The 14,351-nt window shown below is 49.3% G+C and carries 13 protein-coding genes; 11 read left to right on the top strand and 2 right to left on the bottom strand.

The genetic code is table 11. The annotated features are described in order from the left end of the window. A partial coding sequence (locus tag NDA01_RS29270) for an ATP-binding protein (RefSeq protein ID WP_348230781.1) occupies positions 1–1,031 on the bottom strand: 1,031 nt, incomplete at its 3' end. A 262-nt stretch (positions 1,032–1,293) separates the two neighbouring features. Here NDA01_RS29270 and NDA01_RS29265 point away from each other — a divergent pair. The 10 genes from NDA01_RS29265 to NDA01_RS29215 all read left to right on the top strand — a co-directional run bounded on the left by NDA01_RS29265 (position 1,294) and on the right by NDA01_RS29215 (position 12,829). Then, on the top strand, positions 1,294–1,506 hold the full coding sequence (locus NDA01_RS29265; protein ID WP_190549302.1) for a hypothetical protein: 213 nt from the start codon (positions 1,294–1,296) through the stop codon (positions 1,504–1,506). A 309-nt stretch (positions 1,507–1,815) separates the two neighbouring features. Then, on the top strand, positions 1,816–2,487 hold the full coding sequence (locus tag NDA01_RS29260; RefSeq protein ID WP_348230780.1) for a CHRD domain-containing protein: 672 nt from the start codon (positions 1,816–1,818) through the stop codon (positions 2,485–2,487). A gap of 256 nt (positions 2,488–2,743) precedes the next feature. Continuing rightward, positions 2,744–3,334, top strand: a complete 591-nt coding sequence (locus NDA01_RS29255) for a sigma-70 family RNA polymerase sigma factor (RefSeq protein ID WP_348230779.1) — start codon at positions 2,744–2,746, stop codon at positions 3,332–3,334. A gap of 13 nt (positions 3,335–3,347) precedes the next feature. Further along, entirely contained in the window at positions 3,348–4,097 is a 750-nt protein-coding gene (locus NDA01_RS29250; RefSeq protein WP_348230777.1) for an anti-sigma factor, read from the top strand. Positions 4,098–4,495: 398 nt separating this feature from the next. Further along, positions 4,496–5,380 (top strand): DUF4394 domain-containing protein, encoded by an 885-nt coding sequence (locus NDA01_RS29245; protein ID WP_348230776.1) that lies wholly within the window; start codon positions 4,496–4,498, stop codon positions 5,378–5,380. A 507-nt stretch (positions 5,381–5,887) separates the two neighbouring features. After that, positions 5,888–6,454, top strand: coding sequence for a tyrosine-type recombinase/integrase (locus NDA01_RS29240; protein WP_348230775.1), 567 nt, complete (start codon positions 5,888–5,890; stop codon positions 6,452–6,454). 229 nt (positions 6,455–6,683) lie between these two features. Continuing rightward, complete coding sequence (locus NDA01_RS29235; RefSeq protein ID WP_348230774.1) at positions 6,684–10,028, top strand: PAS domain S-box protein; 3,345 nt, start codon at positions 6,684–6,686, stop codon at positions 10,026–10,028. 310 nt (positions 10,029–10,338) lie between these two features. Then, positions 10,339–11,061 carry a response regulator gene (locus tag NDA01_RS29230; protein WP_348230773.1) on the top strand — a complete coding sequence of 241 codons (723 nt, stop codon included), beginning with the start codon at positions 10,339–10,341 and terminating at the stop codon, positions 11,059–11,061. A 285-nt stretch (positions 11,062–11,346) separates the two neighbouring features. Next, positions 11,347–11,808 carry a response regulator gene (locus NDA01_RS29225; RefSeq protein WP_348230772.1) on the top strand — a complete coding sequence of 154 codons (462 nt, stop codon included), beginning with the start codon at positions 11,347–11,349 and terminating at the stop codon, positions 11,806–11,808. A gap of 811 nt (positions 11,809–12,619) precedes the next feature. After that, the gene (locus NDA01_RS29215) at positions 12,620–12,829 is read left to right on the top strand and encodes a hypothetical protein (protein WP_348230771.1); all 210 of its coding nucleotides are present in this window, start codon (positions 12,620–12,622) and stop codon (positions 12,827–12,829) included. Positions 12,830–12,842: 13 nt separating this feature from the next. Here NDA01_RS29215 and NDA01_RS29210 read toward each other — a convergent pair whose 3' ends face one another. Further along, positions 12,843–13,244, bottom strand: coding sequence for a response regulator (locus NDA01_RS29210; protein ID WP_348230770.1), 402 nt, complete (start codon positions 13,242–13,244; stop codon positions 12,843–12,845). 163 nt (positions 13,245–13,407) lie between these two features. Between NDA01_RS29210 and NDA01_RS29205 the strand changes: the two genes are divergently transcribed. Beyond that, positions 13,408–13,743: a hypothetical protein gene (locus NDA01_RS29205; RefSeq protein ID WP_348230769.1), complete on the top strand. Its 336-nt coding sequence runs from the start codon at positions 13,408–13,410 to the stop codon at positions 13,741–13,743. The last annotated feature ends 608 nt before the right edge of the window (positions 13,744–14,351 follow it).

The following is a 14,351-nucleotide window of genomic DNA, read 5'->3' as shown; positions in this document are numbered from 1 at the left end:
ATGTAGTCGAATAGCACCCGATGCTGTGCTTCTCCCTGAGTTTGGCCGAGGCGCTGAGTGTAGTACTGACGCGATCGCTGGTGGAGTTCGGCATACCAATCGGGATTGCGCCAGCGTAGATCAGCTACTAACACTTCACGGGCCAGATCATGGGGGAATAGACCCGCTCGCCCAGACTCGACAAAAGAGAGCGATCGCAACCAGTCGAAGAGTTCATGCACATCCGGTTGATCGAGCATGACCGTAAGCAAGGCTTCTGTAGTCAACCGAACTAAGCTACAAGCTTCCAAAGCAATGCGATGAGCAGAGCTAGGCACCTCTTGCACAAATCTCTCTAGGAGGTTCTTGACGACATCCGGAGCAGTTTCAGGCTGAAAACTTAACTCTTGGCCCTGAGCAAAGACATCCGCGACTAGAGATAGAGCTAAAGGATACCCATAAGTAAAGTTGAGCACGGCCTGATGTTGATTTACCGGAACGGCTCGCTTGATCAGGTAATCTCGGCTTTCCTGTGGGCTAAGGTTCCGTAAGGGTAAAAGATGGATTAAAGCTTGCCAACCTGAATCAGTCCGCCAGCTCGCCGCGGGTGCATGACGACCCGCAATCACGGTGAGGATATTGGCAGGAAGCTGAGGTAGAAACTTTTCGCGCAGCCAACTATCAAGGGGAGCGAGATTTTCGTAAGTGTCGAGTAGGAAAACCTGGCGACCTGTATGAGCCGCTAAAGCTACTAAAGGGGAGTCGATCGAAGCTAGATTCAGATGAAATCGCAGAGCTTCTAAAAAGGACTCTGGCGACGGCTCGATGTTGCGGGCATCTAGTTGGATGACGGGGATCTGGGCTGGTTCACAGAGGCGGGCAAATTCTCCCAGAAGTGTGGTTTTGCCAACGCCACCAGGCCCAAAAATATGCAGAACATAAAATGGCAACTCAGCTCGGCTTAAAGCTGACTCAAATAGGTGGCGCTCGTGGGTACGCCCTACGAATCGCTGCTGGCGTACTGCCTCTAGATGCTCAGATAAAGATGGCATGAAAAATTACAGGAAAGTGCGGAGAGCTGAAAACCGCCGTAGTTCGTCCAGTAAGGTTATTCTTTTGATGTTTAATATATCGCTATATTGCTGAATTATTGCCTGGTTGAGATTGCTAGCGATCACTGTAAATTGTGCTCAGTGGGAAAACTCAAGTTCAAAACGAAGTGTGGATTGGGTGGGATACAAAGCTCACCTCATTGAAATCTGCGATGATGCTTGCCCTCATTTCATCACTAAAGTTTGTACAACGCTGTCAACAATGACTGCCGATGCAGTGGTTGAAACCGTTTATCAAAGCTTCGCTGAGAAAACGTTACTGCTTGAAGATCATCTGATGGATGCTGGCTACGTCACTGCGGAACGCATCAGCAACAGTGAGACAAACTATGACATTGACCTGATGGGTTCGGTTCGAGGCAATTCTAGTTGGCAGAGCCAGAAAAACTCTAAGTTCACCGCAGACCAGTTCTAGGCCAACTGGGGCGGACAAAAGGTGACTTTTCGCAAGGACACCGAAACGTCATTTGGCAACCCAAGATTGATAATTGTGGCTTGGCTGTGGTTCAAGTTCACTTTTCGAGCCTAAACACCGGAGGCGTCCTCCCTACTCGCCAAGCTAAGCCGAATGGATCAACTAAAACGTTATGCTGCTTCTGGATAGGGACGCAGCCTCAAGGGGAATGCGCTGTTCTAGAAATGAGAAAATTAGAGTAGCCATGCATCCAAACCAGCCGTTGGTTCGTACTGTTGACTGAACTCTACTGGTTAAGGCTAGATCCGGATGAATAAGGCAAAGCGATCGCTCTTCAACTTTTGGCTGGGCACAATTACTTGTGTGCTGTTGATTGGTCTTTCCACAGTCCCCTCTTGGAGTAAAACTCCATCGAATCGCTTGGTTCAGAGCGGAGACGTTCCGTCCTTCAGCACATCTCAAGCTGCTCAACCCGCACAAGGTCAAAATCCTATCAATCAACATTTGATGGCAGATTTGCAAGAAGCTGAGTCTGTGCTCACCGCTCAGGGTATGTCAGGCAGTTCCTTACAACTCTATGCAGCAATTTTGACGAAGAATAACGTAGTTCCGAAGGCACCCTCAACAATGGCGACGGGGGTAGCTGGAGCCGCATTAGCAGGCGATCGCCTCATTGTTCGCGGAGACTTTGGAGGTCTCTCTAGTGCTCTACGTGACTATGAAACAGATCCCGTCGATCCTCCCAACCCCAACATTACCTCTGCGGCTCACATTCATCGGGGTGAGCCTAATCAAAATGGACCGTTTCAATATGCGCTAACCGTGATGTTGAATGATACCGGAATGGGTGGTCGCTTGTCTGGAGCGTATACCTTGACTCCTGAGCAACTCCAGGCACTCTCCGATGGCCAACTCTATGTAGACATTCACACGAAGCAGAATCGGGCTGGAGAACTGCGCGGCATTTTTCGACCCCTCTAATCTAGATCTCGGTTTGGCGACCCTACCGGAGTGGGGGTGAAGGAATCACGATGATCGCTGGCAGGTATAGTCTTGTCTAGATGGCGTAGTATACTTGCGGCTGACAATTTAACCAGCACGCAGACAAAAGCTAGGGGGCGAAGGGAGAAATTCCTATCCTTCCCGTGATCGCGGTTGTGCGCGTTTGCAGCTTTGCAGTTGCTTCCACCCCTCCCCAACTCCAGGCATTCGTCTTCAAACACAAATTCTGGTGCCTATGCAGTCTGAGCCATCTGCCAATCAAGCCTCTCCGGCGTCAAATCAGACGGATGCAGAATTGATTGTGGCCTTGAGCAAGGGTCAGACTGCGGTGCTCGGGGTTCTCTACGATCGCCATGCTGGGTTAGTCTACGGACTCGCCTTAAGTGCCTTGGCCAATGCTCAAGAAGCAGAAGACTTGACCCAAGATATCTTTCTGACCCTAGCCAAGGGGACTGTGTACGACCCAAATCGGGGATCTCTCCGCACCTTTCTGGCCATCTTGACGCGATCGCGCGCCCGGGACCGATTGCGATCGCGTCACAGTACTCGTCAGACGCTACAGCGATGGAAGTTGAGTGGACAGGCTGAGACCGTCTCAAATGCTCCGCTTGAGCACGTCTTTCAACATGAGCAATCCCAAGAAGTTAGTACCGCCCTGGCTCAATTATCAGACAGCCAGCAGCAAATTCTAAGAATGGCTTATTACGATGGTCTTAGTCAGGCCGAAATTGCCAAACGACTGGAGATCCCCCTGGGCACGGTGAAGGCTAGAGCCAGAAGAGGTTTGCTCAAATTGCGCCAAACCCTCACAAGTTTTACGAGATAGTACAGTGATGGCTATGTCAATGCCTTCGGAAGAGTTACAGCTACTCATTGCAGGTTATGTTCTGGGTGACCTCAGCCCAGAGGAGGCAGCAGAATTTGAGCGCCTATTGCGGCAAGACCCCGCGATCGCCCAAGAAGTGGCCCAAATGCAAAATGCTTTAGAGATGTCCTACGCTCCACCGGAGGTAACGCCACCAAGTCATTTGCGCTCAGTGATTCTAGACAAGGCTCAGGTGGCGGGTGCTGAAATGAATACACAACCTGCTTTCAGATCTCGCAAAACACTGTCGTGGCGCAGCGGCTTGGAGGTTGCGGCAGCAGTCCTGATTGTTGCTCTAGGAATCAACAACTACCGTTTATCGCAAGCTTTACAAACGAGCCAAGCTGAAACGCAACGTTATGCAGCACTGACTTATATTCTAGATGCCACGGAGAGCAATAGTCAGGCTGCCGCGACGGTGGTGGTTAATCCCAATACTCTAGAAGCAACCATCACAGTCCAGAACTTACCTCCATTGCCACCCGGTAAAGTCTATGCCTTATGGACTGTTTTAACCCCAAACGCCCCCTTCACGACAGATCAGAAGCAGGCAATCTTGACAGAAACTTTCCAAGTTGATGAACGCGGCAACCTGGCTCAAACGAGCTCAGTTTCCAAAGTCTACCGGTCCAAAGAACTAGTGACGAAGATCGCAGTCACCGTTGAGGATGTCAATGCTCCTCAGAAACATACTGGAGCACCCATCATAATCACAGGTTTGTGAGTGTGAAACATCCTTTCAGTTTTTACGGCACAGCCAGATTCTCGACCTAAGCGATTTGAAGATTTGCTTGGAACTTCTAGCAGCGATGTGGGATTCACGGGGGAATTCCTGACTCTGCATTAGCTGCTTCACAAATTTTTTATACATGCTATTTGAGAGAAAGTCCCTGGCAGCATGGCTCTAGCGTCGTTTGAGCCAAATGTCTGGTTTATCTGCCAACCAATCTCTATGAAGTTTGGATGAAGCGTACGTAGAAACATCATCCGTTTATCTGCGACCAACGTACTACCACCACATTGATGCTTGCTTCTACTTCAGAACGAGTATTTCACTGCTCGGTAAAGCGACTGAATCACCATTTGTAGAACCCATATCATCCATCAGAAAGGATCTTCATAATGAAACTTCAGACAATCAGCACCGTGGTCGTAGCCTTAGCAACCGCTAGCGCTATAAATTTATCCATCTCTGCCAATCCTGTGGCTGCTTTTCAACTAACAGGTTTGACTGCGAACAACCAGCTACTGCTGTTTGACTCGGCGACTCCTAGTGCCACAAAAAATGTGCAAGTGACAGGAGTTGAAGGAACGTTGTTGGGGATCGATCGCCGTCCCCTCAACAATCTGATTTACGGTCTGACGAATACCAATAATATCTACACGATCAACCCACTCACGGGTGCGGCAACGTTTGTCAGTACGCTGTCAACTGCTTTCACAGGTAGCTTTACATCTGGGGTGGATTTCAACCCGGTTCCCGATCGGCTGCGAGTTGTTGGTGCCAACGGTCAGAACTTGCGCATTAACGTAGACACAGGGGCTGTGATTGTTGATGGAGCAATCAATCCTGGTGATCCTGACATCACGGCTGTTGCCTATACCAACGCAGACAATGATCCAGCAACCGGAACCACACTATATGACATTGATGCAACGCTAGCTCAGTTATTCATTCAGAATCCGCCTAATAACGGTACCCTAGCGCCAGTCGATTCCCTCGGTGTTGGAGCGATCGCTCCAGTGGGAGGATTTGACATCTTGACTACTAACGGAGCGAACACTGGTTTCGCTGCATTAACAGTTAGCAATCGCACCAAGTTGTTTACGATTGACCTAAGTTCTGGAGCCGCAACGGAAGTGGGGAAGATCGGCAATGGTAGAACGTCTTTGGTCGGGCTAACCGCCTCTGCAGCAGCTGTGCCCGAACCCACAACAATGGCAGGATTAGCACTAGTTGGAGCAGGCTTGATCTCTACTCGCCGCAAACTGAAGAAAACGATGTAGTCATCTATTCATCTTGTCAAGTTCAGGGGAGTGTTGTTCAGTGTAACACTCTGACAACACTCCTCAAAACATTGTGGTGTGGTATTCAGTACAGGATCACCATTTTGATCTGTGACTATGAGACCTAATCAGATCCGAAGCAAAGAAGCTAAATGAGCTCTGCAAAGGTTGGGTAAGCTCTGGGTAACCGCATCAATAGACTGATAGCTGAGGCGTGATCTCTGTTTCGATAGCCTTGGCTACCTTAAAAGAATTGTTGGCAACAATACCTCGATCTTGGCCAAGTATTTTTAGGCCAAAGCCTAGACAACATTAACAAGACTAGCAAATTAAGTAAAACTTATCAGTCAACGACAGAATCAGGGTTCCAGCGATTTCAGGCAGCAGGCGATTAATAAGCTGGGATTAATTGCTTTTTCTCGCTGGATGTAACAACGGCGTATCAATACTTTGACCCATTTACCTGAAGAAATTATCATTACTTCAGCTAAATGTTGAGGCTGCTTTATGAAGGTAGATGGTCACGGCCAAGCTAAGGTTTTAACTTCCTACGAGATTGCAAAATTGTTCGAGGCATTTGAGGGCGATCGCGATCGTGCCCTCTTCGGCATCTGTCTCTACACAGGATGCCGCATCAGTGAAGCTTGCTCAATGCTGACAACAGATGCTTATGACACAGCCGGAGTCAGAATGAAGATGACGCTCCGCAAGGCCAACACGAAGGGGAAGCAGGAGACGCGCCAGATTCCCGTCAATCCAGTTCTCAAGAGCTACCTGGAAACGTATCGCACTGGGGCAAGTAAACAGTACCTCTTCCCCGGACGGCACGGGCGCGGGCACATCAATCCTAAGTCCGCCGATGAGATTTTACGTGAGGTGTGCGATCGCTTGGGACTGGTGGGGGTTAGCACCCATAGTTTCAGACGCACTGCTTTGACCCAGATGAGCAGTTCAGGGATACCGCTGCGAGTCATTCAGGAGATATCAGGACACCGTAGCTTGCAAGCACTTCAACGGTATCTGGAGGTGTCAGAGCTACAACTGGAGGGGGCGATCGCGGCTTTGATGTTCTAAAGGCGGTTCCGCATTTCCTCCTTCGCATAGTAAAGGGAAAATGTTAGTTGCTAAGTTGTGCAATGGTTCTGTACTCTCCTTTATAAGGCCATACCTACCTCTATGAAGCAGTGGGACTTTTGATACTCAAAGGCGATCGCCAATTTGATTAGGCGTATTGGCTAGAATCTACAGTGATTTTCATGGCTCGTGATTAACCCATTCTGATTCACCTTCCTCCTGGGTCGTTATGACTGACCAACTGCCTCAAAAGCTTGTAATTACAGCCCTCCCGGCAAACGAAACTGAGCGGTTGGCAGCGTTGCATCGTTACAAGATTCTCGACACTCCCTCTGAAGCTGCATTCGATCGCATTACTACCTTGGCAGCACGACTGTTTGACCTGCCTATCGCCCTGGTTTCTCTAGTGGATGAGTCCAGAGCCTGGTTTAAGTCCTCCGTTGGCTTCGATGCTTGTGAAGTTCCACGTGATGCGACACTTTGTAACTTTGCCCTGCTAACGAACGAGCCTCTGATTATTCCTGATACCCGCAAAGACGAACGCTTTGCCTGTAATCCTTTTGTGCAAAGTGAGCCAGGCCTACGATTCTACGCAGGTGCCCCCCTCCTGACTCCAGACGGTCTTACCCTCGGCACGCTCTGTTTGCTCGATACTCAACCCCACGAGCCCTTGAGCCCAAAGCAACAAGCGACCTTGGTTGACCTGGCAGCAATGGTAGTCGATGAAATGGAATTGAGATTGGCCGCTCATCGGATGGCTCAGGTCGATGTGGCACTGCTAGAAATTACTCAAGCTGTGGCGACGGTCACAGGAGACACTTTTTTCTCGACTTTGGTGCAGCACCTTGCTAAAGCCTTAAACGCAGATTATGCCTACATCGGCTTGGTAGAGGGAGATGAGCCCAAAATGCTGAAAACGATCGCCACCTGCGCTCACGCTCAGCTCGTGGATAACCTGGAATACCCGCTGCAAGATACGCCCTGCTGGGAAGTCATTGAACAACGAAAAACTTGCTGCTACCCCCGCCATGTGCAAGCTCAGTTCCCTGATGCACCCTTACTGAAGCCACTTTCCGTTGAAAGCTATGTAGCAGTTCCCTTCTTTGACTCCAGCGGCAAACTTTTAGGGTTGTTAGGGGTCATGGATGGCAAACCACTGGAGCAGGTGCAACTGGCAGAGTCCTTGCTAATGATCTTTGCGCTCCGAATTGCGACTGAACTAGAGCGTCAGCAGGCAGCAGCGGCATTGCAGGAAAGTGAGGAGCGTTTCCGCACCCTGGCACATAATATGTCGCAATTGGCATGGATGGCAGACGAGAACGGTTGGATCTTCTGGTACAACCAGCGCTGGTTTGACTATACAGGGACAACGTTAGGGGAAATGCAAGGCTGGGGTTGGCAACAGGTTCATCATCCGAATCATGTCGATCGCGTGGTGAAGCATATTCGCCACTGCTTTGAAACAGGTGAACAGTGGGAGGACACCTTTCCGCTCCGGGGCAGAGATAGAACGTATCGTTGGTTCCTGTCTCGTGCCGTTCCGATTCGAGACGAGCAAGGACAAATTGTACGCTGGTTTGGCACGAACACGGATATCACCGAGCGCAAGCAGACGGAAGAAAAATTACGCGAATCCGAGGAGCGCTTTCGGGCATTCATTGAGACAAGTTCCGACGTGGTCTACAGTATGAGCGCGGATTGGAGTGAGATGCGCTTTCTCGAAGGGAAGAATTTCATCGCCGACACCAGTGACCCAAGCATCTCCTGGTTGAAAAAATATATTCACCCGGACGACCAGCCGCACGTGCTAACAGTCATTCGAGAATCCATCCGCACCAAAAGCATTTGCGAGTTGGAACACCGGGTCATTCGCGTGGATGGCACATTGGGCTGGACTCACTCACGCGCTATTCCACTGCTGAACGCACAGGGTGAAATTGAAGTATGGTTCGGAGCAGCACGCGATATCACCGAGCGCAAACAGGCAGAGATTGAAATTCAAAAGTTTGTTTCTCTTGCCGATAACAGTGGAGAGTTCATCGGTATATGCGATATGAATTTTGTCCCGTTTTATGTCAATCCAGCAGGTCAGCAACTGGTCGGGCTAGATGATATGCAGCAATATGTCGAAACCTCGGTCAAAGACTTCTTTTTTCTTGAGGATCAAGACTTTATTATTAACGAGTTTTTTCCTCGTGTCTTACAGGAAGGACGGGCAGAGGTAGAAATTCGGTTCCGTCATTTCAAGACGGGTGCAGCGGTGTGGATGATCTACAACGTCTTTTACATTACAGGTGCGAACAACCAGCCAATAGGGTTAGCTACTGTTAGCCGTAATATTACTGACCGCAAACGAGCGGAAACTCAAGGTCAGCAGCTTCTAGAGCGCGAACAGGCAGCGCGAGCGGAAGCCGAACGCGCCAACCGCATCAAGGATGAGTTTTTAGCGGTGCTGTCTCATGAACTGCGATCGCCTCTGAACCCAATTCTCGGCTGGACGCGCTTACTGCAAAACGGTAAACTCGATGCGACCCAGCAAGCCGAAGCCATTGCCACAATCGAACGCAACGCCAAGCTGCAATCGCAACTGATTGAAGATTTGCTTGACATCGCCCGCATTATGCAGGGCAAGCTGACCTTAACCGCGACCCCTACCAGTTTGGCGTTTGTGATTTCTGCTGCCCTTGAAACCGTGCAGTTGGCGGCAGAAGCCAAGAGCATTGCCATCGTGCTGGACCTCACCTCGGATATAGCTCCCGTCTTTGGTGATGCGGCCCGACTCCAGCAAGTCGTGTGGAACTTGCTCACTAACGCAGTTAAGTTCACACCCAATGGTGGACAGGTAGCGGTTGAACTCAGACAAGTCGGTCAATTGGCTCAAATTCGTGTGAGGGATACAGGCATGGGCATCTCTTCCCAATTCCTCCCCTATGTGTTTGAGTACTTTCGCCAAGCAGATGGTTCCACTACCCGCAGATTTGGGGGCTTAGGTCTGGGTCTGGCGATCGTGCGGCAAATTGTGGAACTGCACGGGGGCACGGTGAGGGCAGAGAGCGCTGGGGAGAATCAAGGTGCAACCTTCATCGTGCAATTGCCTATCATGCCGCAAACAGCATCAATCGTTCCTCAGCCAAGCTGCACTCAAACAGAAACAAAAGTGCCTTTAGACAACATTCAGATTTTGCTGGTGGATGACGATACCGACACCCGCGAATTCCAGGCTTTTCTGCTAGAACAAAATGGCGCTAAGGTCACAGCGGTTGGCTCTGGTTTGGCAGCGCTGGAAGTCCTAGAGCAGTTTATTCCAAATGTAATTGTCAGCGATATTGGTATGCCGCACATGGATGGGTATATGCTGATGCAGCAACTGAGAGCCTTACCCCCAGAGCAGGGCGGACAAACTCCGGCGATCGCCCTCACGGCTTATGCAGGAGAGTTGAACCATCAACAGGCTTTGCAAGCAGGGTTTCAGCAGCATCTGACCAAACCCATTGAACCCGATAACCTCATCAGAGCAATTACAGCTTTGGTAGGAAACAGAAGTGAGTCAGGAAATAGCAAGACTCGCAGCTAATGAGTGGAACGCTACAGGTGTCTCATCTACTTCTCAAATTACTCTTTTTTGGCTATTCACCGATGCCTCTATCAAGTCTTGGGGTGTTGGAGTTTCTACTAAAAGGGGCGATCTCAGCTCTCAGCTTCCAGTTAAGCGGAAGTCAACTCCGAGTCCTTCCGCTTGACCAGTAAATTAAGCCTGACTTACAAACCGCGGCGCATTAAGAATTTTGGAGTCGTAAAACCAAGCCGACAATCTTGCCAGTAGAGTTGCTATTACAATTATTGTTGAGACCGTTGAAAAGTTACATTCTCAAGAGGCCACCCTCATGACCCTGATTCAAGTTGCTCTCATCGAAGATCATGACCTGACTCGGGTGGGGCTCCGTGCCATGTTCAACCTTCAGGAAGGCGTCCAGGTAGTTGGGGAAGCAGCTAATGGTCCGGATGGCTTGACCTTACTGATGGAGACCCAACCCGATGTTGCCCTGGTTGATATCGATATGCCTGGTCTCAATGGCATTGAGGTGACTCGTCGCTTCAACCAATGGTGGAGCGAGAATCATCCTGAGGCCGCCCCAACGAGAGTCATCATGCTAACGATGCAGGATGATGAGGCCGCAGTTCTAGCCGCTTTTGGAGCCGGGGCGGATTCCTACTGCATGAAGAATGTGAGTGCAGCTCATCTGCTCGAAGCCGTCAGAAGTACTTATAACGGTAACCACTGGATTGACCCCACCATTGCCCGCATCATCTTAAAGCACAACAATGAGATGCAGGCAGCTCAAGAGACTGCTGCTGCTGAGTCTTCCAGAGCGATCGCGGTGGACGAGGAGTATGCCAGTGCTTTAGCAGCGGCTCCGCTGACGAGTCGAGAACTAGAGGTCATTCAATTAATTGTCGAAGGATGTACCAATGCTGAGATCGCAGCCCGCTGTTACATCACGGTCGGGACTGTCAAAACTCATGTCCGCAACATTCTCAATAAGCTTTGTGCTGAGGACCGCACCCAGGCAGCTGTGAGAGCCTTACGCGGTGGCTTGGTCTCTTAAAGCCATTTTGTTCAAGGTTTGTTCCCTTTTGGTAGGGCAGAACAGAAGTTACTAGAGAAGAGCGATCGCCTGTGGCTAGAAGAAGCCAATACTCACAGTAAACACAGGCTCGCGTATCTAAATGCAGTCGAAGATCTTAATTCTTTTGTACTGAGAAACAAGATGCTTATTGGTCTAACTCTAAAATTTTATGCAACTTACTCATAGGTCTCCTTTGTTTGTTCGATCGTTGTCTAGGGAACTGTAAGTTGCTCTTACGCTAAATAAAGGGTGAACCAGGGCTTAATGTCAAAGCTCAGTAATCGCTGCTTGTTGGTTGTGGATGATGATGCAGATAGTCGTCTTCTATTTGCAATGGCATTTGAATCCGAGGGAGCAGAAGTTTTGACAGTCGGTTCGGCAGCTGAAGCTCTTGACTTGTTAGCGTGGCGTAAACCTGACGTACTCCTCTGTGACTTTGCCCTACCTGAAGTAAATGGTTGTGGGCTCCTCCGGGAAATCAGAACCAAAAAGGCCAGAGTTTGGCAGCGAATTCCAGCCATTGCTGTCACGGCTTACGATAGCAAGCAAGTTCAGCAAGAAGTACTGGCAGCTGGATTTCAGTTGTTTTTCACCAAACCAATCGATTTGGATGAGTTGACTGCCGCGATCGCTGAGCTAACCCAATCTAAATTCTGTGACTTGATACATTCAAAAGCGGTCTTAGCATTAGGGACAGAACACTCAGGGGCAGTGAAGAACGCCTAGCAAGGGATGGAAGACAAATCTAAAGGAAATATTAAGTCCAGTAACTTCAGAGAAGTTTAACGGTAATCTGACTTAGCGTATAGAGTCAAAACTTTACGCAACTTAAAACGGGGTTAGCTCTTATAAAGGCCCTGATGATAAACTTTTCTGAATACTTTACAAAGTGCCAGCTCTAAAAAGGGTTGGCACTTTGTAATTGGGATGCAATCCTGGTTCGCACTGTAGCGCTGATGCAGCCGAATTACCGGGAAGCGATCGCGGCGCACTTAACCTAATTGACTTGCCGCAATGCATTAAGAGCCTCCCTCAAATCCTGCTATGCTTAGCACCTCTGAAGCACTGCCGCGATCGCGCTAACAGCTTATGCGAGAGCGGAAGACCGGACAGCAGCACTGTTAGCAGAATTTCAGTCACATTTAACGAAACCGGTAGAGCCAGCAGAGCTGATTGCTGCTACCGCAGCACTGGCTGGACGCACTGGTAGAGGGGAGTTCAAAAGACACGTGGAGTAGTACCCTGCAATGCAAGAATCTGGCTGCGATGGAGCTACCAGCCATCCCTAGAGGAAGACTTGGATCGCAGGACTGCTAGCTAAATTGGGGCTGGGGAATTGATCGTGATTCCAGCACTGTCAAAGAATATGGTGAGAGGCTTCGCTAACTCTTGGCGGTGATCGCGTTCCTGCCAGCCCAACCCGTGTTGAACACCCATGTAGCTATGGCTACGAAAGATTAATACTTCTGCTGGTAGTTTTCACTTGTTTTATTTGGCTTAGAGAATACAGCCATTCCCTACAAGCTTTCCTACTTCCATGAGCACCCAGACAACACAAGGGGTCCTTTACTCTATCTACGTTGAGCAAAGTGCTGTTGTGCTGTACCTCGACAATGGATTGGATTACAGACCAGGCCGTTTTATCTCTAGTCAGTCGGACTATCAGATGGCCTATGACTTTGCCCTGCAACTAGCTAGTCAAAAAGGACTGACCTTAATCAACCAGGTTGCGGAGGCTTGCAACTAACAGCGATCTTCCCCTACTCAGACTGCCCTAAAAGCTGGATGATCACTTCTAGTAGTGCATCTGGCAGGATGGGCTTTGTGATGTACTGCTGAAAGCCCAGTTCTAGGGCTCTCTCCTGCCATTCTTTTCCGGCATAACCTGTCAATGCGATCGCGCTCACCTGCCATCCTAGTTCCGCTGCCAATGTGCGTAATTCTCGGATGAGTGAGAAACCGTCCTCAAACGGGAGCCCAATATCGCTAATGAGCAGAGTGGGGTGCAACTCCTTAAATGCCTCGATTGCTTCCGAAGTGGACAGCGCAGAAACTACCTTGGCTCCACATTCCTCAAGCGTAAAAGTTAGCAGAAGGAGGGTGTCAATATCATCATCGACTACTAGGATTCGTTGCCCCAGCAGTAGGGACCGCTGGCTCATTTTTCTTTCGCTCCTGTAAACGTCTGCAACTTACTGGTGTATTTAAGCACTAATTCTTAAGGATTGGATATCTGAAGATAAACATAAGCAGACTCTACCTTTAGTTAGGGTAATTTTGTATCTTAAGGTACTTAAATAAGATAGTTGTTAAACATGAGCCCTTGTGGAAGATAGGTTCTCACCCACGCAGCAGCAAGAACAAAGCTATCGTGCAGAGTTGGTTAAGTGGGGAATAGAGCTTGAAAAAGCAATCCAAGTTGCTAGGATTTTGGCCTTAAACATTCCTAACGAGAGCTTGACTGTCAGTGAGGTCGCACTGGTTGAGGAAGTCTGCAAACAGTGGTTTGAGAAACGGAAGCAGTGGGAACAGTTCCAGCAAGTCATGGCTCAGTATGGTCCAAGCCTTGATCAACTCAGCTGGGAGGATTACCAAACAGCAACCCAACGCCACGAGAAGGACTCATCAGCCACATTCGATAGCGATGAAAAGGGACACTGACGGGGTGATACTGATTCAACCGCAGGTCTGTTAGGTGTAGTGTGATACAAAGCAAAGTAAAATCAAGTTCCAAAAAGTAAGCGATCGCCTGCTAGGTAGAAGTAGGAGCGATCGTTTTTTAGTGGCACGCACCTCGCACGGGCTCGACAGAGACGGAGCTCGCCAGTTCTAACAACCTCATGATCTAGCAGTACCATCATTTTGCAATAAATAATGGTGCGTTTTCTGTAGTACGCCTCAAACCATTAAGAACTAAAGCGATCACAATCCTAACAATGCCGAAGCTAGGCATTTTCAGCTACATTTTGTGCAAAGCTAAGCAAGCTTTAAGCAGTAAGATTTCTAGCCTTAGCGACCAAAATTTCTCCATTGCTATACAAGGGCGAATTGCACCGAAGTCTGCGTGACAAGCACCGAGCGGTTGAGGAGCCGTGTGAGGCGACGAGTCTCATGCACGGTTCTGAAGACCAGCGGGGTGGGTGACTGCTCCGCTGAGTTTAACTCCATTGCTATACAAGGGCGAAGAGGCCGTGGCGAATCCCATACAAGACTCGAGCAATTAAGACTTTGTCTGATTCTTGAGCCGCTCTGGCCGTAGACAGAGTAAT

Source organism: Trichocoleus desertorum AS-A10, assembly GCF_039962155.1.
GTDB lineage: Bacteria > Cyanobacteriota > Cyanobacteriia > FACHB-46 > FACHB-46 > Trichocoleus.
The sequence above is the reverse complement of the archived record's forward strand: the minus strand, read 5'-3'. Positions and strand labels throughout refer to the sequence as shown.